This is a genomic window from Xanthobacter luteus, assembly GCF_040049235.1.
GTDB lineage: Bacteria > Pseudomonadota > Alphaproteobacteria > Rhizobiales > Xanthobacteraceae > Xanthobacter.
In genome coordinates this window covers 192,184-211,589 of sequence record NZ_JBDZDO010000009.1, presented here as the reverse complement: position 1 = coordinate 211,589, position 19,406 = coordinate 192,184, and the positions used below count along the sequence as shown (strand labels likewise).

Below are 19,406 nucleotides of genomic sequence, written 5' to 3'. Positions count from 1 at the left end.
CGGGCTTATCACTCAGGCCATGAGCGTTCCGTCCGCGACCGACGACCCGAGCGAGCCCCAGGCCGGCGGCCCGCATCTGCGGCGCGGCTGGACCACCGGCACCTGCGCGGCCGGCGCCGCCAAGGCGGCGTTCGCGGCGCTGGTGACGGGCGTCTTTCCGGACCCGGTGGAGGTTCAGCTGCCCGGCGGGGCGCGCCCCGCCTTCGCCCTCGCGCGGCAGGAGATCGGCGCGGGGCGCGCCACCGCCGGCATCGTCAAGGATGCCGGCGACGATCCCGACGTGACCCACGGCGCCCTGGTGCTCGCCACCGTGCGGCGCGGCGCGCCCGGCGCCGGCGTCACCTTCGCGGCGGGGGAGGGGGTCGGCACCATAACCCGGCCCGGCCTGCCTTTGCCGCCGGGCGAGCCGGCCATCAATCCGGTGCCGCGCCGCATGATCGCGCAAGGCATCGCCGAGGTGGCGCAGGCGCATGGCGTTGCCGCGGACGCCGCGGTGGAGATCGCCATCGCGGACGGCGCGGCGCTGGCGCTGAAGACGCTGAACCCGCGCCTCGGCATCCTCGGCGGGCTCTCGGTGCTCGGCACCACGGGGGTGGTGATCCCGTTCTCCTGCTCGGCCTGGATCCACTCCATCCATCGCGGCATCGACGTCGCCCGCGCCATGGGGGTCGATCATGTGGCGGGGGCGACCGGCTCGGCCTCCGAGGCGGCGGTGCAGAAGCTGCACGATTTGCCCGAGGTGGCGCTGATCGACATGGGCGATTTCGCCGGCGGGATGCTGAAATATCTCGCCGCCCATCCGGTCAGGAAGGTCACGGTGGCGGGCGGGGTCGCCAAGATGACGAAGCTCGCCCAGGGCCGGCTCGACCTCCATTCCAAGCGCGGCAGCGCCGACCTTTCGGCGCTGGCCGCCCTCGCCGAAGAGGCCGGCGCAGCGCAGGAGACCGCCGGGCGGATCGCGCAGGCGAACACCGTGGCGCACGCCTTCGCCCTCGCCGCGCAGGCGGGTATCGCGCTCGGCGACCGCGTGGCGCACGGCGCGTGGCGGACCGCGGCGGGCGCGCTGCGGCGCGCCGACATCGAGCTGGAGATCGTCGTGTTCGACCGCGACGGCGCCCTGCGCGGGCGCGCGCCGTTCGCCCCGGCTCATGCGCCGCCTCCCCGGAAGCGGCGCACATAGTCGCGGTCGTAGAGCGCGCTCTCGCGGAAGCCCTCGGCCTTCAGCGCCCGGCCCACCAGGATCAGCGCCGTGCGCGTCATGGGCGCCGCCGCGAGCTTGTCCTCGATGTCGGCGAGCGTGCCTTCCACCACGCGGGCGTCCGGCCAGGTGGCGCGCTCCACCACCGCCACCGGGCAGTCGGCGCCGTAATGCGGCGCCAGCCGCGCCACCACCTGCGCCAAGGCGTGCACCGCCAGATGGATGGCGAGCGTCGCCCCGGTGGCGGCGAAGGCTTCGAGCGTCTCGCCCGCCGGCATGGCCGAGGCGCGGCCGGAGACGCGGGTGAGCACCACGCTCTGCGCCACCTCCGGCACGGTCAGTTCACGCCCGATCAGCGCCGCCGCCGCCGCGAACGCCGGCACGCCGGGCGTGAGCGTATAGGGGATGGCGCGCCGCTCCAGCCGGCGGATCTGCTCGGCCACCGCGCTGTAGAGCGAGAGGTCGCCCGAATGCAGCCGCGCCACCTCCTCGCCGGCATGATGGGCGCGCACGAACTCGGCCTCGATGCGGTCGAGGTCGAGCGGGGCGGTGTCGACGATGCGCGCGCCCGGCGGGCACCAGGAGAGCAGTTCGGGCGCCACCGTCGAGCCGGCATGCAGGCACACCGGGCAGCGGGCGATCAGGTCGCGCCCGCGCACGGTGATGAGGTCCGCCGCGCCGGGGCCGGCGCCGATGAAGTGGACGGTCATGGCGCGCCGCGCCGCGCCAGCGCGCAGGTCACCGGGCCGAGCGCGAGGCGCGGGCCGAGCAGCTCGGCCTTGGCGCCGCACGCCGCCAGCGCGGCGGTCTCCGCCGCCGAGGGCACGCGCAGCAGCGCCACCACCCGCTCGGAGCGGGTCCTGGTGCGGTTCGAGACCGCCTCCAGCTGGGTCTGCGGCACCAGAACGAGCGGCAGAGCGAGCCGCGCCGCCGCCTCGCTGATGCCGGCCTCCCCGCCCTTGACGGCAGGGGCGGCGATGAGGCTCAGGTCCGCCCGCGTCAAGGCGGCGCGCGCCAGCGCCGCGTCGAGGGCGGCCAGCACCTCGTCCTGCGACACCCCGCGCTTCGAGCCGATGCCGGCGACGATCATCCGCGCTCCTTGACATAGCTCCACTGGGTCACCGGCATGGCCGAGCGCCAGCCGGTCAGCCCCTGCACCGGGGCCGCCCGCGACAGGGCGATGCGCACCAGCGTGCCGCCGAGCCGCGCATGGGCGGCGAGCAGCAGCGCCTCGGTCTGCAGCGTCACCGCGTTCGCCACCAGCCGCCCGCCGGGCCTGAGCGCCTCCAGCGCCACGTCGAGCAGCCGCGCGCGGCTCGCCCCGCCGCCCACGAAGATGACATCGGGCAGGGGCAGTCCCGCAAGGGCCTTGGGCGCCGCGCCCTCGACGATCTGGAGCTGCGGCACGCCGAGCCGCGCCGCGTTGCGTGCCATGCGGGCGGCGCGGACCGGGTCCTTCTCGATGGCGATGGCCGCGAGCGAGGGGTCGCGCAGGAGCCACTCGATGGACACCGAGCCCGAGCCGCCGCCGATGTCCCACAGCAAGTCCCCCCGGCGCGGCGCCAGCGCGGAGAGGGTCAGCGCGCGGATCTCGCGCTTGGTGATCTGCCCGTCATGCTCGAACAGCTCGTCGCCGAGCCCGGTGGCAAAGGTGAGGAGCGGCGCGCCGACGGCCATCTCCACCTCGATGGCGACGAGGTTCAGCGGCTGGATGCCGTCGAGCGCGAAGCCGTCCGCCGGCGCCGTGCGGATGCGCTCGCGCGGGCCGCCCAGCGCCTCCAGCACCGTGACGCGCGAGGCGCCGCAGCCGAAGTCGGCCAGCAGCTTTGCGACCGCGGCGGGGCCGGTCTCGTCCGAGGTGAGGGCGAGGATGCGCGCGCCGGGCTGCAGGTGGGGCCGCAGCCGGCCGATCTCGCGCCCGTGCAGCGACACCTGCGCCGCCTCCTGGAGCGGCCAGCCGAGCCGCGCGGCGGCGAGCGAAAAGGCGGACGGGCCTGGGACCACCCGCATCTCGCCCGCCAGCACGTGGCGCGCCAGCACCGCGCCGACGCCGTGGAACATGGGATCGCCCGAGGCGAGCACGCACACCGTGCGCCCGCGCGCGGCGAGCACTCCCTCCACCGTGAACGGGCTCGGCCATGGCACCGCCTGGCCGGTGACGAGGCCCTGCGCCAGAGCGAGGTGCCGCGCGCCGCCGAACACGATCTGCGCGCCCGCGACGAGCGCGCGGGCGGCGGGGGAGAGGCCCTCCGCCCCGTCCTCGCCGATGCCGACGATGGACAGCCAGCGCCCGTCCGCGGCACCCTGCGCGGCCTGGGGCGCTGCCTTCCGCGCCCCTTTCGACCCGGACGGGGTGGACGTGGTGGGTGATTTGGACGAACCGGGCGGCCTAGCCATGGCGCGTGTGCTCCTTCTGGGCGGCACCGGCGAGGCGCGCGCGCTCGCCGGACGGCTCGCGGGCCGGCCGGGCCTTGCCGTGACCCTCTCGCTCGCCGGCCGCACCCTTGCGCCGGCGCCGCAGCCGGTGCCGGTGCGCGTCGGCGGCTTCGGCGGGGCCGAAGGGCTCGCCGATTATCTGCAGGCCGAGGCCATCGCCGCGGTGATCGACGCCACCCATCCTTATGCCGCCCGCATCTCCGCCAATGCGGCCATCGCCTGCGCGCGCGCCGGCGTGCCGCTGCTGGCGCTGCGGCGCGCGCCCTGGCAGAAGGTCCCCGGCGACCGCTGGCGCGCGGTCGCCGACGTGGCGGCGGCGGTCACCGCCTTGGGCGACGCGCCGCGGCGGGTGTTCCTGGCGCTCGGGCGCAACGAGGTGCGCGCCTTCGCGGCGGCGCCGCAGCACGCCTATCTGGTGCGCAGCGTCGATCCCGTCGACCCGCCGCTGGCGGTTCCGGACGCGCAGTACGTGCTCGGTCGCGGCCCGTTCACGGAACAGGGCGACCGTGCGCTTCTGGTCGCCCACCGCATCGATGCCATCGTCGCCAAGAACAGCGGCGGGGCGGCCACCTACGGCAAGATCGCGGCGGCCCGCGCGCTCGGCATCGCGGTGCTCCTGATCGCCCGCCCACAGGGGCCGGACGTGCCGGCGGTCGACGACGTGGCCGCCGCCGAGGCGTGGCTGATGGCGCGGCTCGCTCACCGCGCCGCCCCCGCCGCGCGGGGCGCGTAGACCAGAGGCGGCAGCCCCTCGCGCGCCACCACCCGGCTGTCCGCCGAGCCGATGATGATGCAGGTGGCCATGTCGGCGTCGTCCGAGCGGGCTTCGGCGAGCGGCACCACGGCGATGCGCTCGTCCGCCCGCCCGGCGGCGCGGCCGAACACCACCGGGACGGTGCCGGGCAGCTTCTCCCGCAAGAGGTCGAAGGCGCGCCCGAGCTGCCAGGGCCGCGCCCGGCTCACGGGATTGTAGAGCGCGATCACGAAGCCCGCCTCGGCGGCGAGCCGAAGGCGCGTTTCCACCAGCTCCCACGGCTTCAGATTGTCCGAGAGCGAGAGGGCGCAGAAATCGTGGCCGAGCGGCGCCCCGGCCCGCGCCGCCACCGCCAGCATGGCGGTCACGCCCGGCACCACGCGGACCTCGAGCGCGCGCCAAGCGGGCGGCCCGGCCTCGATGGCCTCGCACACCGCCGCCGCCATGGCGAACACGCCGGGATCGCCGCCCGAGACCATGGCCACCTGCGCCCCCGCCGCCGCCGCCTCCAGCGCCGCCGCCGCGCGCCGCAGCTCCTCGCGGTTGTCGGAGGCGTGGCGGCTCTGGCCTTCGCGCTCCGGCAGCCGGGCGAGATAGGGCGCATAGCCGTAGAGCGCGTCCGCCGCCGCCACCGCTTCCAGCGCCTGCGGCGTCACCTGGGCGGCGGAGCCGGGGCCGAGGCCCACCACGGTGAGGCGCCCGCCCGGCGCGGCGGCGCTCATGCCGCCTGCGCCCAGCCGGGCACCAGCACGATGGAGAAATAGGGCGCGCTCGCCTCGCCCCGTTCGGCGAGCGGCACCAGCGCGCAGCCCGACATGGTGCCGCGCTCCACATAGAGCGCCTTGTCCAGCCGGCCGGCGGCGGCGAGCGCGCGGCGGATCTTCGGCAGGTTGCGGCCCACCTTCATGACCACGCAGGCATCCGCCTCGCGGAAGCGGCGCGTCAGTTCCGCTTCGTCCAGCGTGCCGGGCACCACCATCAAGACGTCGTCGCCTTGCGCGATCGGCGCGCCGGCCTGCGACCAGCAGCCCGACATGCCGGTGACGCCGGCGACGACGGTGGTGGGAAAGCGCGGCGCGAGGCGCACATGCAGGTGCATGTAGGAGCCGTAGAACAGCGGGTCGCCCTCGCTCAGCACCGCCACCCGCCGCCCCGCCAGCAGATGCTCGGCCACGGCGGACGCGCTGGCGTCGTAGAAGGCGCCGATGGCGGCGCGGTAGGCGCTATCGTGCCGGTGGATCTCGGTGGTGACGGGATAGTGGAGCGGCAGCTCGATCGCCCCCGCCGGAATGTGCGCCGCGGCGATGGTGCGGGCGTGGCTGACGTTTCCCGCCTTGGCGAAATAGGCCACCACGTCCGCCTCGGCGAGCGCGCGCACCGCCTTGAGGGTGATGAGCTCGGGATCGCCGGGGCCGACGCCGACGCCGGTAAGATGGCCCCTCATGCGCCGCTCCTCGCAGGCCCGCATCTCATAGGCCGGCCCTCGCGAGCGCGTTGAGCGCGGCGGCGGTGATGGCGCTGCCGCCGAGCCGGCCTTCGACGATGGCGAACGGCACGCCGCGCGGGTTCTGCGCGAGGGCCTCCTTCGATTCGGCTGCGCCCACGAAGCCCACCGGCATGCCGAGGATGGCCGCCGGCTTGGGCGCGCCGTTGTCCAGCATTTCCAAAAGGTGGAACAGCGCGGTGGGGGCGTTGCCGATCGCCACCACGGCGCCCGCGAGCTTGTCGCGCCACAATTCCAGCGCCGCCGCCGAGCGGGTGGTGCCGAGCCGTTCGGCAAGCGCGGGGACGGCGGCATCGCGCAAAGTGCAGATCACCGCGTTGCCGGCCGGCAGCCGGGCGCGCGTGACGCCGTGCGCCACCATCTGCGCGTCGCACAGGATCGGCGCGCCGGCGTTCAGCGCCGCGCGCGCTCCGGCAACGAAGCCGGGGCCGAAGCGGAAGTGGCGCGCCGCCTCCACCAGGCCGCAGGCATGAATCATGCGCACCGCGAGGTCCGCCTCGTCGGCGCTGAAGCGGGACAGGTCGGCCTCGGCGCGGATGATGGCGAACGAGCGCTCATAGATGGCGGTGCCGTCGCGCTCATAAGCGGGGACGGCGGGGGAAGGCGTCGGCGCGCCGTTCATGGATGGGCCAACGGGGCTGGGGTCACGGCGTCCTCGTGTGCGGCATGGTCTGTCGTTCTCGTAGCGGTCGGCGCGCCCACGAGCCGCGCCAGCGCGGTGGCCGTGTCCTCGCCGGCGCGGCGGCCTTCGGCCACCGCGCGCGCCAGCGCGTCGAGCCGGGGCAGCAGCGCCGCGACGGCGAAGTCCGCCCGCGCGGCCGCGCTTGCATTGCCCTCTCGCACGAGGGCGATGCCTTCGTCCATGCCCACGAAGGTGAGGGCCGCCGGCGCGGGATGGGCGCAGCCCTTGGTGCAGGCGGACAGATGCACCGCGACCGAGCCGTCGAGGATCGGCGCGAGCGCCGCCGCCACCGCGCCCGCCAGCGCCCGCGCCGGCATGTGGGCCGAGCGGCAGGCGGGCGCGCCGGGACAGGCGGCGACCGAAAGGCGCGGATCGTCGGGGCGGGTGAGGAAGCCGCGCCGGGCGGCGTCGGCGGCGAAGGCCTCGGCAGCATCGGCAGAGAGCCCGGTGGCGATGAGCGCGCGGCCGGGCGCCGGCCGCAGGTCGCGCGCGCCGGCGCGGCGGGCGGCGTCCGCGAGCGCGGCGAGCGTCTCGGCCTCGATCTGTCCGAACGGCAGGCCGACGCCTTGCGCCACGCTGCTGTCGGCGAGGGGGAAGCGGCCGATGGGCGGCGCGGGGCGGCGGCTTCGCGCCCGTTCCTCGCTTGCCCCGGCGGCGCCGGAAGGGCCTCCCTCCCCCCTTCCGGGGGAGGGCAGGGTGGGGGGTGTCGCGGCCGCTCCGTTTCCCCGCGCCCCGGCGCCAGATGCCGCGACGGGGGCGCGGACCCCCCTCCCCATCCCTCCCCCGCAAGGGGGGAGGGGGAGCGGTGCGTCAGGGGGTGGCGGCGGCGAAACGGTGGCGGCCTCGGCGCGCAGCAGGTCGGCCATGCGGGCATCGCGGCCGAGGGCGGCGAGCCGGCAGAGGAGCGCGAGCACCGCCGCGGCGGCCTCCGCCTCGGGCAGCAAAGCGACCGGGCGCGCCGTGGCGGCGTCGCCCGCCAGCGCCAGCGCCCACATCATGCCGTCCGCGCCCGGCACCGCGACGAGCCGCACGTCGGCGCTCAGCGCATCGAGGCGCACCGCGCCGCCGCCGTCCAGCACCACCGAGACCTTGGGGCCGAGCCGTTCCGCGAGCCCGGCCTCGGCGATGGCGTCCTTGAGGCGGCGGGCGAGCGGGCGCGCGTCGGTGATCTCGCTCACGTCGCGGCCGGCGAGCGGGGAGAGGTCCAGCGGCACCCCCTCGCGCGGGGCGATGGCGAGCGCGGTCACGGCCGCGCGCAGGCCGCCGATGGTTTCTTCCGATAGGCCGCGCATTTGCAGGCTGCCGCGCGCGCTCACCTCCAGCAGGCCGTTGCCGAAGCCACGCGCCGCCTGACAGAGCCCTGCGAGCTGGGCCGGGGCGAGCGCGCCGTCCGCCGGCACGAGGCGCACCAGAAGGCCGTCGCCGGTCGCCATCGGCGCGGACAGCGCCGGGCAGGCGCCGCGCCGCGTGGGCGGGAGGGGGCGGGACGCGCGCCTCATGGCACCGCCTGCGCTGCGAGCGCGGAAAGCGCGGCGTCGACGTCGTTGCGGCGCGGATGCCACAGGCCGCGCCGGCGCGCATCGGCAAAGCGCGCCGCCATGGCCCGCGCCGCCTCAGGGTTCTGCGCGATCAGGAAGGCGCGCACCGCCGGTGTGCCGAGATAGGCGCCGTGCAGCCGGTCGAGCAGGTCCGCGGGCACCGCGCCGGTGGTCTCGGCGAAGGCGACGAGCCGGTCCACGGTCTCCAGCAGTTCGGCGGCGCCGCGCGGGCCGTGGCGCATCTGGCCTTGGATGAACACCGGCGAGACCCGGCCGTGGACCAGCAGGCTCAGCGCCTCCACGAGCGTGCGCCCGCGCGGGCGGGCCGGGTCGCGGGTGTCGAGCATCACCAGATGCGCCGAGCGGCCGAGCGCGTGCGCGGCGGCCGCGAAGCCGCCGACGAAGGCGGCGTCGGCGCCGCCGTCGAGCAGATCGCGCCCGGCATCGTCCCAGCCATGCACCAGGCCATCGGCTTCCGCCACCCTCCGGGCGAAGGCGCCGGGCGCGGCCTGCGCCGTCCCCTCGGCGCCGCCATAAGCGTGGGAGGCGGCGGCAAGATAGTCGCGGCCGAGCGCGGCCCGGTCCGCGAACGCGCCGCGCGCGAGCTGGTCCTCGATGCCGGCGCCGTAGGCGCCGGGCGCCGAGCCGAAGATGCGCCCGCTTTCCTCCCCCGCCGCGACGGCGGCGGCGAGCGGGTTCTGCGAGGCCGCCTCCTCGGTGCGCGCGCCCACCGCCCGCACCGCCGCGTCGAGCAGCGCCAATTGGGCGGGAAACACGTCGCGGAACAGACCGGAGATGCGGAACGTCACGTCGATGCGCGGCCGGCCGAGCACCGCGGGCGGCAGCACCTCGATGCCGGTGACGCGGCCGCTCGCCGGGTCCCAGAGCGGCCGGCAGCCCATGAGCCACAGGCCCTGGGCGATCTCCTCGCCGCCGGTGCGCAGCGCCGCGCTGCCCCACAGATCGAGCACCAGAGCGCGCGGGTAGTCGCCCTCCTCCTGGAGGAAGGCGCGCACGATCTCCTCGGCCTGGAGCCGGGCGAGGTCGCAGGCGGTCTGGGTGGGCAGGGTGCGCGGGTCGGCGGTGAACAGGTTGCGCCCCGTTGGCAGCACGTCGCCCCGCCCCCGCCCCGGCGTGCCGGCGGGGCCCGGGGCGACGAAGCGGGCGTCGAGCGCGGCAAGCAGCGCCGCGTTCTCCGCCGCGGCGCTCGCCACCCGCAGCGGGTCGGCCTCGCCCTCGGCGACGGCGCCGAACACGTGCAGCCCGTCCTTCACCGCGAGGTCCTTGAGGTCGCACAGCCAGGCGTCGATGCGGCGCAGCGCCGTGTCGGCGTGGACCTCGCCGGCGACGCCGGCGGTGGCGGCGAGCCCGCTCTCGCGGGCGGTCTCGACGATCAGCTTGGCGAGCCGCGCGCGCCGGCGCCGGTCGAGGCCCTCGGCCTGGGCGTATTCGTCCACCAGCCGCTCCAGCCGCGCCTCGGCCTCGGTGAGGCCGGCGCCGGCGAGCGGCGGCGGCAGGTGGCCGATGGTGAGCGCGGCGAGCCGGCGCTTGGCCTGCGCGGCCTCGCCGGGATTGGAGACGATGAAGGGATAGACCACCGGCAGCGCGCCCATCACCGCCCGCGGGAAGCAGGACGGGGTGAGCGCCGCCGCCTTGCCCGGCAGCCATTCGAGCGTGCCGTGGGCGCCGAGATGCACCACCGCGTCGACGTCGCGCCCCGCGCGCAGCCAGTGGCCGAAGGCGACCAGCCCGTGGCGCGGCGGCAGCGCCGGGTCGTGATAGTCGGCACGCCGGTCGAGGCGCGCGCCGCGGTCGGGGGCGAGCGCCACCGTGACATTGCCGAATGCGGCGTGGCGCACCCAGAAGGCGCCGTCCGCAAGGTCGGGGTCGGTCTCCGGCGCGCCCCAGGCGGCGGCGAGCGCAGCGCGCGCCGGCTCGGGAAGACCGGCTAGGGCGGCGGCATAAGCGGGCAAAGACAGCGCCGGCGCCGGCGCCAGCGCATCGAGCAGAGCGCGGGCGTCGGCCGGGACCGCGCCGACCCGGTAGCCGGCGGCATCGAGGGTCTGCAGCAGCCGGCGCGCGCTCTCGGGCACGTCGAGCCCCACCGCATAGCCGGCGCGGCCGGCGGCGCCGGGATAATCGGGCAGGATCACGCACAGGCGCCGCTCGCTGCGCGGCGTCGCCGCAAGCCGCGCCAGCGCCGCGGCGCGGTCCGCCACATGGGCGATGAGCGCCGGCTCGGGCCGGTTCACCGCCGCCGAGAAGCCGAGGTCCGCGTCGTCGGGAAGCAAGTCCTTGAAGGAGAGCGCACCCGCCAGCACCCGCCCGTCCAGCTCCGGCAGCACCACGTGCATGGCGAGGTCGGCGGCGCAGAGGCCGCGCGGGCTCGCTTCCCAGGCGGCGCGGGCGGTGGTGGCGGGCACCGCCTGGAGCACCGGCGGCCCGCCCGGCAGGAACAGCGCCTGCGCCTCGCCGGCGGAGAAGGCGGTGGCGGCGATGATCACCTTGGGGTCGAACCGGGCGAGCGCGTCGCGCACGGCGGCGGCGCAGTCCGGCGCCTTGAGGCTGGAGACGAACAGCGGCACCGGCGCGAGCCCGCGCGCGGCGAGCGCGTCGGCGAGGCGCTCCAGCGGCGCCGCATCCCTGGCGAGCCACATGGAGCGGTAGAGCACGATCAGCGCCGCCGGCCCGTCCGGCACCGCGAGAGGCAAAGCCGGGAGCGAGAAGCCGCCGTCCGGTCCGCGCGCCAAAACGCCGCTGGCGGGCACCGGGCGCGGGGCGGGCGGCGGCGGCGCCTCATGGCCTGCGGCTCGGGCCATGAGGGCCAGCACGGCGGCGATGTTGTCCGGGCCGCCGGCGCGGAAACAGGCGAGCCAGCGCGCCAGCTCCAAGGGCGGCAGGGTCGAGAGCGCGGCGAGGCGCGCGTCGTCCTGGTCCTCGCCGGGCAGCAGCGCCAGCACGATGTTCTTGGCGCGGGCGAGCGCGGCGAGCCGCTCGGCGCCGTAACGCCACCAGTCGAGCCCGCCCAATTGGCGCACCACGATCACCTTGGCGTGGCGTGCCACCGTGTCCACCCACAGGTCCACCGACAGGGGGTGCCTGAGGTCCTTCAGCCGCGCGAGGCGCAGGCTCGGCAGGCGCGCGCGCCCGGCGCGCCAGGCGGCGGCGAGCGCCAGAAGGTCGCTGTCGGCGAAGGAGAGCACCGCCATGTCCCCGGGCGTCTGGGCGAGGTCCACCGGCTCGGCGAGATCCTCGAGGGTCGCGGACGTGGTGGACAGGAGGTGCATGGCGTTCTCGCGTTCCCCGCCTCAGCCGAGGATGGTCCGCTGCGCCGCGGCGCGGTCGAAGCCCTTGAGGCCGATCACCACCAGCGCGCCGCGGCGCGCCTCGCTTGCGCCCCACGGCCGGTCGAAATGGTGCGAGACCCGCTCGCCGACCCCCTGCACCAGCAGCCGCAGGGGCTTGTTCTCGACCGCCGCGAAGCCCTTCACGCGCAGCACGTCGGCGGCCGCGGCGGCGCGCGCCACCCGGTCGGCCAGCGCCGCGGCGTCGGCGATCTCGGGCAAGGCCACGACCATGCTGTCGAAGTCGTCGTGGTCGTGGCCCTCCTCGTCGTCGTGATGGGTGCGGCGGGCGTCGATCTGGTCCTCCACCGCGAGGCCGAGGCCGAGCAGGGCCGCCGGATCCACCTTGCCGTTGGTGATGGTGAGCACCTTGACGGCTCGCGGCAAATGGGCGGCGACGCGGGCGCCGGCGATCTGCGCGGCGGCGGCGTCGATCAAATCGCCCTTGGTGATGATGACGAGGTCGGCGCAGGCGATCTGGTCCTCGAACACCTCCTCCACCGGGTCCTCGTGGTCGAGGCTCGCGTCCGCCGCGCGCTGGGCGTCGAGCGCGTCGTGGTCGCTGGCGACGCGGCCTTCCGCGAGCGCCGGGCCGTCCACCACGGCCACCACGCCGTCCACCGTCACCCGGCTTTTCACCGCCGGCCACTGGAACGCCTGCACCAGCGGCTTGGGCAGCGCGAGGCCCGATGTCTCGATCAGGATGTGGTCGGGCGCGCGGGCGAGGATCTTGTCGAGCGCCGGCACGAAGTCGTCCGCTACGGTGCAGCACAGGCAGCCATTGGCGAGCTCGACGATGTCCTCGTCGGCGCAGGTGGCGACGCCGCAGCCCCTGAGGATCTCCCCGTCGATGCCCACGTCGCCGAACTCGTTGACGATCACCGCGAGGCGCTTGCCGCCGGCATTTTCCAGCATATGGCGGATGAGGGTGGTCTTTCCCGCGCCGAGGAAGCCGGTGACGATGGTGCAGGGCACGCGGGCGAGCGAAGCGGAAGCGGAGGGGGCGGGCGCGGTCATGAGGGGTCCTTGGCTGGGAACAATGGGGGCAGGCGCGCGACCATGCCGCGCTTCAGCCGCTCGGGCCGGCCGCGCCAGGGCATGAGGCCGTCGCCGGCGGCGGCGAGCAGGCGCGCGCCGGCGAGCAGGTCCGGGGCGCTGTGAACGTCGAGGTCGCCGAACACGTAGGTCCAGCCGTCGGCCCGCGCGATGGCGGCGGAGAGCGCGCGCTTGCAATTGGCGAGGCAACGCACGGGGGAAATCTCGATGCCGAGGGCGTCGGGGCCGGCGCCGGCGGCGCGCGCCGCCGCGAGCAGGGCGGCGCCTTCGGCCGGCCGGCCGTCCGCCCCGGCGCCGCAGGTGACGCAGACCAACAGCGTCACCGGCGCCGCGGCCGCCTGCGCGCGCGCCTCGGCGGCGGGCGGATCGGCGGCGGGCGGATCGGCAGGGGGAGAAGACGGTGCGGCGCGCTCCACCGGGCATCGGTCCATGGGTGCGGGGCCGCCCGCCTGCGGGCGTGGAGGGACGCAAGACCGAGGCACCCCGCCCGGCGCGGACCTTGTCGAGGGCAGGTCTCCTGGCTCGCGGATCTCAGCGCCTCCGCCGCCTTCCCGGAGCGCATGCGCCCAGTGGCCTTTGACGGAAGCTCACCGCTTACAGTTGCGGGGGCAGCCGCGGATTCGGCGCCCGTCCTTCGACACGGCGCCCCACCGCATTCCCTTTTGCGCCCGGCGCGTACCCTCGCGCGCGGGACCATCGACCGGGTCACTTAAGGGCCGGCCGGGGCGGGTTGTCAAATGGCGCGCGGGGCGTGGGCCGCTCGCGGCCCGAGGCGAGTCGCCCTCGGCGGGAATGATCGCCTTCGGCGGATTTCTTGCGCTGGGCCCCGGCGCTCCCGGCGCTGACGCTCCGGTCGGCCGGGGCACGCGGGCGCTGCCGGTTCCTACCTGCTCATCGCGCAGGCCCTTCCTCGCCGCGCACACCCCTCCCCCCTTGTGGGGAGAGGGCCGGGGTGAGCGGGTGGGGGTCGCCCGACGGGGAGGGGATTGGGCGGGTTGGATGTTGGCAGAGGGGCGAGAGACGCCGCCGGTGGCCATCAGGAGGGCGTCGAGCGGACGGGAACGGCACAGCTGACTTTCCGAGAGGGTCCTGCACCCCCACCCCTGCTCCTCCCCTTTAGGGGGAGGGGTTCTCAAAGGCGAGAGTTCCGCAAAGGGGAGGCGCTGGCGCGGAGAACTGACGCGACCCCCCGCCTCAGCCCCTCTGCCCGAGCCGCTGCGTCACGAGCGCCATGGCGGCGTCGAACGCCGCCTCGATGCCGAGGGCGCTGGTGTCGAGCAGAGCGGCATCGTCCGCCTTCACCAAGGGCGCGGCGGAGCGCAGCGAATCGCGCTCGTCGCGCTTCTCGATGTCGGCCAGCACGTCGGCGAACGTCACCGCGGCGCCGCGGCCGGCGAGTTCCTTGAAGCGCCGCTCGGCGCGCACCTGCGGCGCGGCGGTGACGAACAGCTTCACGTCGGCATCCGGGCAGATGACGGTGCCAATGTCGCGCCCGTCCAGCACCGCGCCCCGTTCCTGGGCGGCGAAGCGGCGCTGCAGGTCGAGCAGCGCCGCGCGCACTCCCGGCCGCGCCGCCACCACCGAAGCGGCCTCGCCCATGGCGGCCGAGCGCAGCGCCTCGGGATCGATCGCCGCCACGTCGAGGCGCGCCGCCGCCGCTTCCGAGGCGGCGACGTCGTCGAGCAGGCCGAGGGCGAGGCAGCGGGCCGCCACCGCCCGGTAGAGCAGTCCGGTATCCAGGTGTGGGAGAGCGTAATGCGCGGCGATGCGCCGGGCGAGCGTGCCCTTGCCGGAGGCCGCCGGCCCGTCGATGGCGATGATCATGCGCGAATCTCCGCGCCGAGCGCGCGCATCATGGGGAGGAAGGAGGGGAAGGAGGTGGCGATGAACGCCACATCGTCGACGCTCACGCCGTCCTGCGAGGCGAGGCCCATGACCAGGAAGGCCATGGCGATGCGGTGGTCCATGTGGGTCGCGACCGGGCCGCCGCCGCGGACCGCCGCCGCGCCCCGCACGATCAGGTCGTCGCCCCTCACCTCGTGGGAAACGCCGCACATCTCAAGGCCTTGCGCCACCGCGGCGAGGCGGTCGCTCTCTTTCACCCGGAGCTCGGAGAGCCCGCGCATGACGGTCTCGCCCTCGGCGAAGGCGGCGGCCACCGCGAGCACCGGATATTCGTCGATCATCGCCGGCGCGCGGTGGGCGGGAACTTCGATTCCCTTGAGCCTGGAATGGCTTACCTTGAGGTCGGCGACGCTCTCGCCGCCCTCGGTGCGGGTCGCCAGGGTCTCGATCGCGGCCCCCATCTCCTTGAGCGTGGCGATGAGCCCGGTGCGCAGGTCGTTCATCATCACGTCGGCCAGAATCACCTGCGATCCCGGCACGATCAGCGCCGCCACCAGCGGGAAGGCGGCGGAGGACGGGTCCGCCGGCACCGCCACCGGCGCCCCCTTCAGCTGCGCCCCGCCCTCAAGCGTCACCCGCCGCCCGTGCGGCCCGTGCGGCTCGACGCGCACCTGGGCGCCGAAATGGGCGAGCAGGCGCTCGGTATGGTCGCGCGTCGCCTCGCGCTCGATCACCACCGTGCTGCCCGGCGCGCCGATCCCGGCGAGCAGCACCGCCGATTTCACCTGGGCCGAGGGCACCGGGCTTTCGTAGGTGAGGGGAGACGGCGCGATGCTGCCCTTGAGGGTCAGCGGCAGGCGCCCGCCCTCGGCCTCGGCCAGCACCTCGACGCCCATCTGCCGCAGCGGATCGAGCACGCGCCGCATGGGCCGGCGCCTGAGGCTGGCGTCGCCGTCGAAGGTGGCGGTCACCGGCTGGCCCGCGACCGCGCCCATCATCAGGCGCACGCCGGTGCCGGAATTGCCGAAGTCGAGCGTCGCGTCCGGCTGGGACAGGCCGTGCCGGCCGACGCCGGTGACCCGCCAGTGGCCCTCGCCGAGCCGCTCCACCTTGGCGCCCAAGGCGGCGCAGGCCTTGGCGGTGTTCAGCACGTCCTCGCCCTCGAGCAGGCCGGTGATTTCGGTCACCCCCTCCGCGAACAGGCCGAAGATGAGCGCGCGGTGCGACACCGACTTGTCGCCGGGCACCCGCACCCGCCCGGTCAGCGGGCCGCAAGGGAGCGCGGTGGCGGGGACCGGCGCGCCCTCGCCATGGGCGGCGGAGGCGGGCGATGCGCTGGACATGGGAGGCCTCCCAGGGGCTCCGCCGCGGCGCGCGGGCGGGCCGGTTGGTGTCGTCTTGGATCGGCCGCTCGTCTAACACAGGCGCGCGAGCGCCGTCACGGGGAGGCCTTGCCCTGCGATTGGCCTTGACAGACCCTGTGGCAGGCGCCAATGGAGCACCCTCCTTTTTACAGCCCTACCGAGGAACTTTGCCGTGGCGAAGCCTGAACTCGGCACCAAGCGCATCTGTCCTGTTACGGGGCGCAAGTTTTACGACCTGAACAAGGATCCCGTCGTGTCGCCGTTCACGGGGGAATCCTATCCGCGGTCCTATTTCGAGCCCGCCGTCCGCGGTCGGGCGGAGCCGCGCAGCGTCGCAGAGGAGCCAGAGGCCGAGGAGGCCGAGGCCGAGGTGATCAGCCTCGAGGAGGCCGACGAGGAGGCCGCCGGACCCACCGTGGCGACCACCGGCGAGGAGGTGGACGACGACATCGAGGCGGCCGACGACGACACCTTCCTCGAAGAAGACGAAGATGATGGGGACGACGTCTCCGATCTGATCGGCGAGGGCCTCGAGGACGACGAAGAGGCTTGATGCCGGACGCGGCCTGTGCTTAAAGGCCGCTCTCGCTCGGGGATGCACATCCCCGGCAACCCCGCCTCGGGACATCCCGGCGCGACCTGAGCCTGGAGGAAATGCCCGTTTCCCGCAGGCCCGGCGCGCAGCCCGAGGCCCGGTGGGGCCATAGCTCAGTTGGGAGAGCGCTTGAATGGCATTCAAGAGGTCGGCGGTTCGATTCCGCCTGGCTCCACCAAATTTCGACCCGACCTTGGTCTGACGTCGCGCCCAGAGCCTCCGGCTCGCGTTTTCCCGCCTTGTCATATCCGGCCCTCCACCCCTCCGGGACGCGTCTCGGCGCGGGCGAGCCCATGACGGCCGCGCGGGCCGGCCGGTGATGTGGCGCGATCGAGGCCGTGCCGGCCCGGAGGGACGAATCGCTTGCGCCCCGCGCGGCGCCTGGCCGCGATGGGCGTGCGGGCGCCGCATCCCGGCCGGGCGCCGCGGTCACAGCGCCGGCAGGATGGCGATGTCCTTCACGGTGCCGTCCACACCCTTCACCGTGCCCGCGGCGGTGGCCTTGCCGGCGGAGAGGTCGACGCGGTAGGGCCTCGGCCGGCCATCAGCCCGCCCGCGCCGGCACCGGCGTCCGCCGCGACGATGTCGAACGCGAACCTTTTGGCCCAGCGGCTTCATGGCCGCGCCGAGATCGGGAAGGGCCGCCCCCCGGCGGCGGCGACCGCCACCAGCACCTGGACGTAACGCCCTCTGTGGAGCGGCTTGCGCATCCTGTTCCTCCGGCCCGCTGTCTCCCTGCGCCGGCCCGCGCCGGCGTCAGCCGGGGCGGGCGGGGGCGGCGGCGGGCGGGGCCGGGCAGGGCGTCGCCTCCATGCGGTGGAGCAGCCGGACCATGGGCGCGGGCGACACCTGGATGGGGCCGGCGAAGGGCTCGCCCATCTCGGTGACCAGGAAGATGGCGGCGGAGATGGCGGCCATGGCGAGCACGTGTCCCGCCATCACCAGCGGGTTGCGCGGGGCGAACACGCCCACATTGGCGAAGATGAGGGCGAACCAGCAGATCACCACCACGATGAAGGTGGTGGGCGTGGCGGTGCGGGCGACGCCGGAGACCTTCCAGCGATACTCCACCAGTTGCTGGGACAAAGAGAGGAGATTGCCGCGCCCCTGCTTCTGGCCATCGTCGGCGGGCTGGAGGGCGCGCAGTTCGCCGTCGAAGCGCAGCAGCACCTTCAGCGCCGGATCGGTGCTGCCGACGGGAGCAAGATCGGTATCGCCCTGCCACGTCTCGTCCACGAGCCGCTTGCCGTAATCCTGCAACGTGCGACGCACAGCGCAGGCCGGGCCGCCGAAGTTCAGGAGCTCCAGGTCCGTCATCTGCAGGGCCGCGGCGTATTTCTGCACGTCCGAATAGGCCTCGCTGAAATTGTAGCGCGAGGAATTCACCATCAGGCCGAGGAGCAGCGCGGACATGGTGGCGACCATGGCCATGCCCGCCTTCAGGCTCTTGATCGACCCCTCGGAAAGCCAGGACTCGGGCAAGCGCCGCGCCAGGAGCATGCCGGCACCCCCGGCCAGGACCATCATCACGAAGGCCGCGAGGGTCGGAATCCAGGCGTTCATGCTTGTTTTGCCCCCGCGCGGGTGTCCAACGGCGTGGTCCGATCCCGGGCGCGGGCCGCGCGCCCCATCAGCTTATGCGCAAGCTGATCCGACACCGTTCTATCATCAGGGCGGAGGGCGATTCACCGGGCATATCGATTTCCCCCGTGCCGCCGCCTGCCGCTTCGGGTCGCATCCGCCCGCCCCCTGTGACAGCGGCCACGGCCGCGCCTCAGACCCCGGGGCAACGCCGATCACCGCTGGCGGCGCCAGGGGCAACCCGCGCCGGCATTGGGAGGCCTTGGCGCCGGCGTCTCGACGGCTTCCTCGCCCCGACGCGCCGGTCCCCGCCGATGGCGCTTGGCATTCGCACGCATAAGCGACAAAGTCCCGGCCGATGCTGCATCGCAGCAGCGGCGCCGGGGCCCCCGGCGTTTCGTGCGCAGGCGACACGCGCCGGGGCGATGGGCTCGGGGGCGGCTGGCGCGGGCGGTCGGAAGCGAGGATGGTCGGCGTGAGCGTGAGCATGTCCATGCCCTTCGGCCGCCGCATCAGCCTCTTCCGCCTCGCGCTCGGCGTGCTCCTGGCGCTGCTTGCGGCGGCGTCCGCCGCGACGCTGCTCGCCCCGTGGTTCTGGCTGGCCGACCTGCTCACCTTCTTCCGCCCGCATCTGTTCGGCGCGAGCCTGATCGCGCTCGCTCTGGCGCTCCTGTCCCGCCGGCGCTGGCCGATCCTGGCGGCGGCGGCGCTCGCGCTGTTCAACCTGTGGCCGCTCGCGGTCGCCGCGGCGCCGTCCGCCCCGCGCGCCGCGGCGGGGGCGCCGACGGTGCGCATCATGTCGGCCAACCTGCTCAACCGGAACCCGCGCAAGGACCTGTTCCAGCGCGCCGTGGCGCAGGTCGCGCCCGACGTTCTGGTGGTGCAGGAGGACGTGTTCGCCTGGCCGATGGCGCTCGGCCGGCTGCCGGGCTTCCCCTACCGGGCCTCGGACCTCGACCGGCGCCTCGGCGCCATCGACGTCCTGAGCCGCCTGCCCATGAAGGTGACGCTCATCGGCGCGGGACCCGGCAACGTGAAGTCGCGCCGCCGGCGGCCGGAAGGGGGGGTGCGGGCCGAGATCGAGGTGGCGCCGGGCGCCCCGCCGCTGGTGGTCTACGCCATCCACCCCTTGACGCCGCGCAGCGAAAGGTGGTGGCGCCGCCGCGCCGCGAGCTTCGCCGAGATCGCCCGGCACATCCGCGCCGAGCCCGAGGGCACGCGGATCGTGGTGGCGGGGGACTGGAACACCCCGCCCTGGTCGCCGCAATTCGCCCGCTTCATGGACGAGGCGGGACTGCAAGCCACCGAGGCGCTGCCCTGGCCCGCGGCCACCCGCATCTTCTCCGTGCGCGGGCACGCGCTGCCCCGCTGGCTCGGCACGCCGGTGGACCGGCTGGCGGTGAAGGGGGGCGTCGCCGTCGCGGGCCTCAGGTTCGCGCCGGCCTTCGGCTCCGATCACCTGCCGATCTATGCCGATCTGACCGTGCGCTGAGCGCGCCGGACGCCGGC

Annotated in this window: 18 protein-coding genes, 1 tRNA gene and 1 riboswitch; of the genes, 5 read left to right on the top strand and 14 right to left on the bottom strand. The window is 75.2% G+C overall.

All coding sequences use genetic code 11. From position 1 onward, the window contains the following. Nucleotides 1–19: 19 nt before the first annotated feature. The gene (locus ABLE88_RS23090; protein ID WP_348834217.1) at nucleotides 20–1,180 is read left to right on the top strand and encodes a cobalt-precorrin-5B (C(1))-methyltransferase; all 1,161 of its coding nucleotides are present in this window, start codon (nucleotides 20–22) and stop codon (nucleotides 1,178–1,180) included. On the opposite strand, the gene cobM is transcribed toward ABLE88_RS23090, so the two are convergent. The 3 genes from cobM to cbiE are packed head-to-tail and all read right to left on the bottom strand — an operon-like array spanning nucleotide 1,147 to nucleotide 3,595. Next, the gene (gene cobM / locus ABLE88_RS23085; protein ID WP_348834216.1) at nucleotides 1,147–1,908 is read right to left on the bottom strand and encodes a precorrin-4 C(11)-methyltransferase; all 762 of its coding nucleotides are present in this window, start codon (nucleotides 1,906–1,908) and stop codon (nucleotides 1,147–1,149) included. The genes ABLE88_RS23090 and cobM overlap by 34 nt on opposite strands. Beyond that, complete coding sequence (locus ABLE88_RS23080) at nucleotides 1,905–2,288, bottom strand: cobalamin biosynthesis protein (protein WP_348834215.1); 384 nt, start codon at nucleotides 2,286–2,288, stop codon at nucleotides 1,905–1,907. The genes cobM and ABLE88_RS23080 overlap by 4 nt, the downstream gene beginning before the upstream one ends. Continuing rightward, entirely contained in the window at nucleotides 2,285–3,595 is a 1,311-nt protein-coding gene (gene cbiE / locus ABLE88_RS23075; protein WP_348834214.1) for a precorrin-6y C5,15-methyltransferase (decarboxylating) subunit CbiE, read from the bottom strand. The genes ABLE88_RS23080 and cbiE overlap by 4 nt, the downstream gene beginning before the upstream one ends. Between cbiE and ABLE88_RS23070 the strand changes: the two genes are divergently transcribed. Further along, the gene (locus ABLE88_RS23070) at nucleotides 3,594–4,367 is read left to right on the top strand and encodes a cobalt-precorrin-6A reductase (RefSeq protein ID WP_348834213.1); all 774 of its coding nucleotides are present in this window, start codon (nucleotides 3,594–3,596) and stop codon (nucleotides 4,365–4,367) included. The genes cbiE and ABLE88_RS23070 overlap by 2 nt on opposite strands. Here ABLE88_RS23070 and ABLE88_RS23065 read toward each other — a convergent pair. The 9 genes from ABLE88_RS23065 to aroA all read right to left on the bottom strand — a co-directional run bounded on the left by ABLE88_RS23065 (nucleotide 4,334) and on the right by aroA (nucleotide 15,700). Further along, nucleotides 4,334–5,110: a precorrin-3B C(17)-methyltransferase gene (locus ABLE88_RS23065; RefSeq protein WP_348834211.1), complete on the bottom strand. Its 777-nt coding sequence runs from the start codon at nucleotides 5,108–5,110 to the stop codon at nucleotides 4,334–4,336. The genes ABLE88_RS23070 and ABLE88_RS23065 overlap by 34 nt on opposite strands. Beyond that, nucleotides 5,107–5,832, bottom strand: a complete 726-nt coding sequence (locus ABLE88_RS23060) for a precorrin-2 C(20)-methyltransferase (protein ID WP_348834210.1) — start codon at nucleotides 5,830–5,832, stop codon at nucleotides 5,107–5,109. The genes ABLE88_RS23065 and ABLE88_RS23060 overlap by 4 nt, the downstream gene beginning before the upstream one ends. A 25-nt stretch (nucleotides 5,833–5,857) precedes the next feature. Then, the gene (locus ABLE88_RS23055; RefSeq protein WP_348834209.1) at nucleotides 5,858–6,514 is read right to left on the bottom strand and encodes a precorrin-8X methylmutase; all 657 of its coding nucleotides are present in this window, start codon (nucleotides 6,512–6,514) and stop codon (nucleotides 5,858–5,860) included. Continuing rightward, nucleotides 6,511–8,073, bottom strand: coding sequence for a precorrin-3B synthase (gene cobG / locus ABLE88_RS23050; RefSeq protein WP_348834207.1), 1,563 nt, complete (start codon nucleotides 8,071–8,073; stop codon nucleotides 6,511–6,513). The genes ABLE88_RS23055 and cobG overlap by 4 nt, the downstream gene beginning before the upstream one ends. Beyond that, a complete protein-coding gene (cobN, locus tag ABLE88_RS23045) occupies nucleotides 8,070–11,399 on the bottom strand; it encodes a cobaltochelatase subunit CobN (RefSeq protein WP_348834205.1) in 3,330 nt (1,109 codons plus the stop codon). The genes cobG and cobN overlap by 4 nt, the downstream gene beginning before the upstream one ends. A gap of 21 nt (nucleotides 11,400–11,420) precedes the next feature. Further along, nucleotides 11,421–12,473, bottom strand: coding sequence for a cobalamin biosynthesis protein CobW (cobW, locus tag ABLE88_RS23040; RefSeq protein WP_348834203.1), 1,053 nt, complete (start codon nucleotides 12,471–12,473; stop codon nucleotides 11,421–11,423). After that, on the bottom strand, nucleotides 12,470–12,943 hold the full coding sequence (locus ABLE88_RS23035; protein ID WP_348834202.1) for a DUF1636 family protein: 474 nt from the start codon (nucleotides 12,941–12,943) through the stop codon (nucleotides 12,470–12,472). Before ABLE88_RS23035 ends, cobW begins: the two co-directional genes overlap by 4 nt. 59 nt (nucleotides 12,944–13,002) lie before the next feature. Then, nucleotides 13,003–13,225: riboswitch (cobalamin riboswitch) on the bottom strand. A 481-nt stretch (nucleotides 13,226–13,706) separates the two neighbouring features. Beyond that, complete coding sequence (locus tag ABLE88_RS23030; protein WP_348834200.1) at nucleotides 13,707–14,336, bottom strand: (d)CMP kinase; 630 nt, start codon at nucleotides 14,334–14,336, stop codon at nucleotides 13,707–13,709. Further along, the gene (gene aroA, locus ABLE88_RS23025) at nucleotides 14,333–15,700 is read right to left on the bottom strand and encodes a 3-phosphoshikimate 1-carboxyvinyltransferase (protein ID WP_348834198.1); all 1,368 of its coding nucleotides are present in this window, start codon (nucleotides 15,698–15,700) and stop codon (nucleotides 14,333–14,335) included. The genes ABLE88_RS23030 and aroA overlap by 4 nt, the downstream gene beginning before the upstream one ends. Before the next feature lie 193 nt (nucleotides 15,701–15,893). On the opposite strand from aroA, the gene ABLE88_RS23020 reads away from it, so the two are divergent. Further along, a complete protein-coding gene (locus tag ABLE88_RS23020; protein ID WP_348834196.1) occupies nucleotides 15,894–16,274 on the top strand; it encodes a TIGR02300 family protein in 381 nt (126 codons plus the stop codon). Nucleotides 16,275–16,418: 144 nt separating this feature from the next. After that, nucleotides 16,419–16,494: transfer RNA gene (locus tag ABLE88_RS23015), tRNA-Ala, on the top strand. Between the two features lie 251 nt (nucleotides 16,495–16,745). Here the strand turns inward: ABLE88_RS23015 and ABLE88_RS23010 are convergent. Then, nucleotides 16,746–16,934, bottom strand: coding sequence for a hypothetical protein (locus tag ABLE88_RS23010; RefSeq protein WP_348834195.1), 189 nt, complete (start codon nucleotides 16,932–16,934; stop codon nucleotides 16,746–16,748). Nucleotides 16,935–17,072: 138 nt separating this feature from the next. Further along, the gene (locus tag ABLE88_RS23005; RefSeq protein WP_348834193.1) at nucleotides 17,073–17,879 is read right to left on the bottom strand and encodes a bestrophin-like domain; all 807 of its coding nucleotides are present in this window, start codon (nucleotides 17,877–17,879) and stop codon (nucleotides 17,073–17,075) included. A 493-nt stretch (nucleotides 17,880–18,372) separates the two neighbouring features. Here ABLE88_RS23005 and ABLE88_RS23000 point away from each other — a divergent pair, with 493 nt between their 5' ends. Beyond that, nucleotides 18,373–19,389 carry an endonuclease/exonuclease/phosphatase family protein gene (locus ABLE88_RS23000; RefSeq protein ID WP_348834192.1) on the top strand — a complete coding sequence of 339 codons (1,017 nt, stop codon included), beginning with the start codon at nucleotides 18,373–18,375 and terminating at the stop codon, nucleotides 19,387–19,389. Nucleotides 19,390–19,406 lie beyond the last annotated feature (17 nt).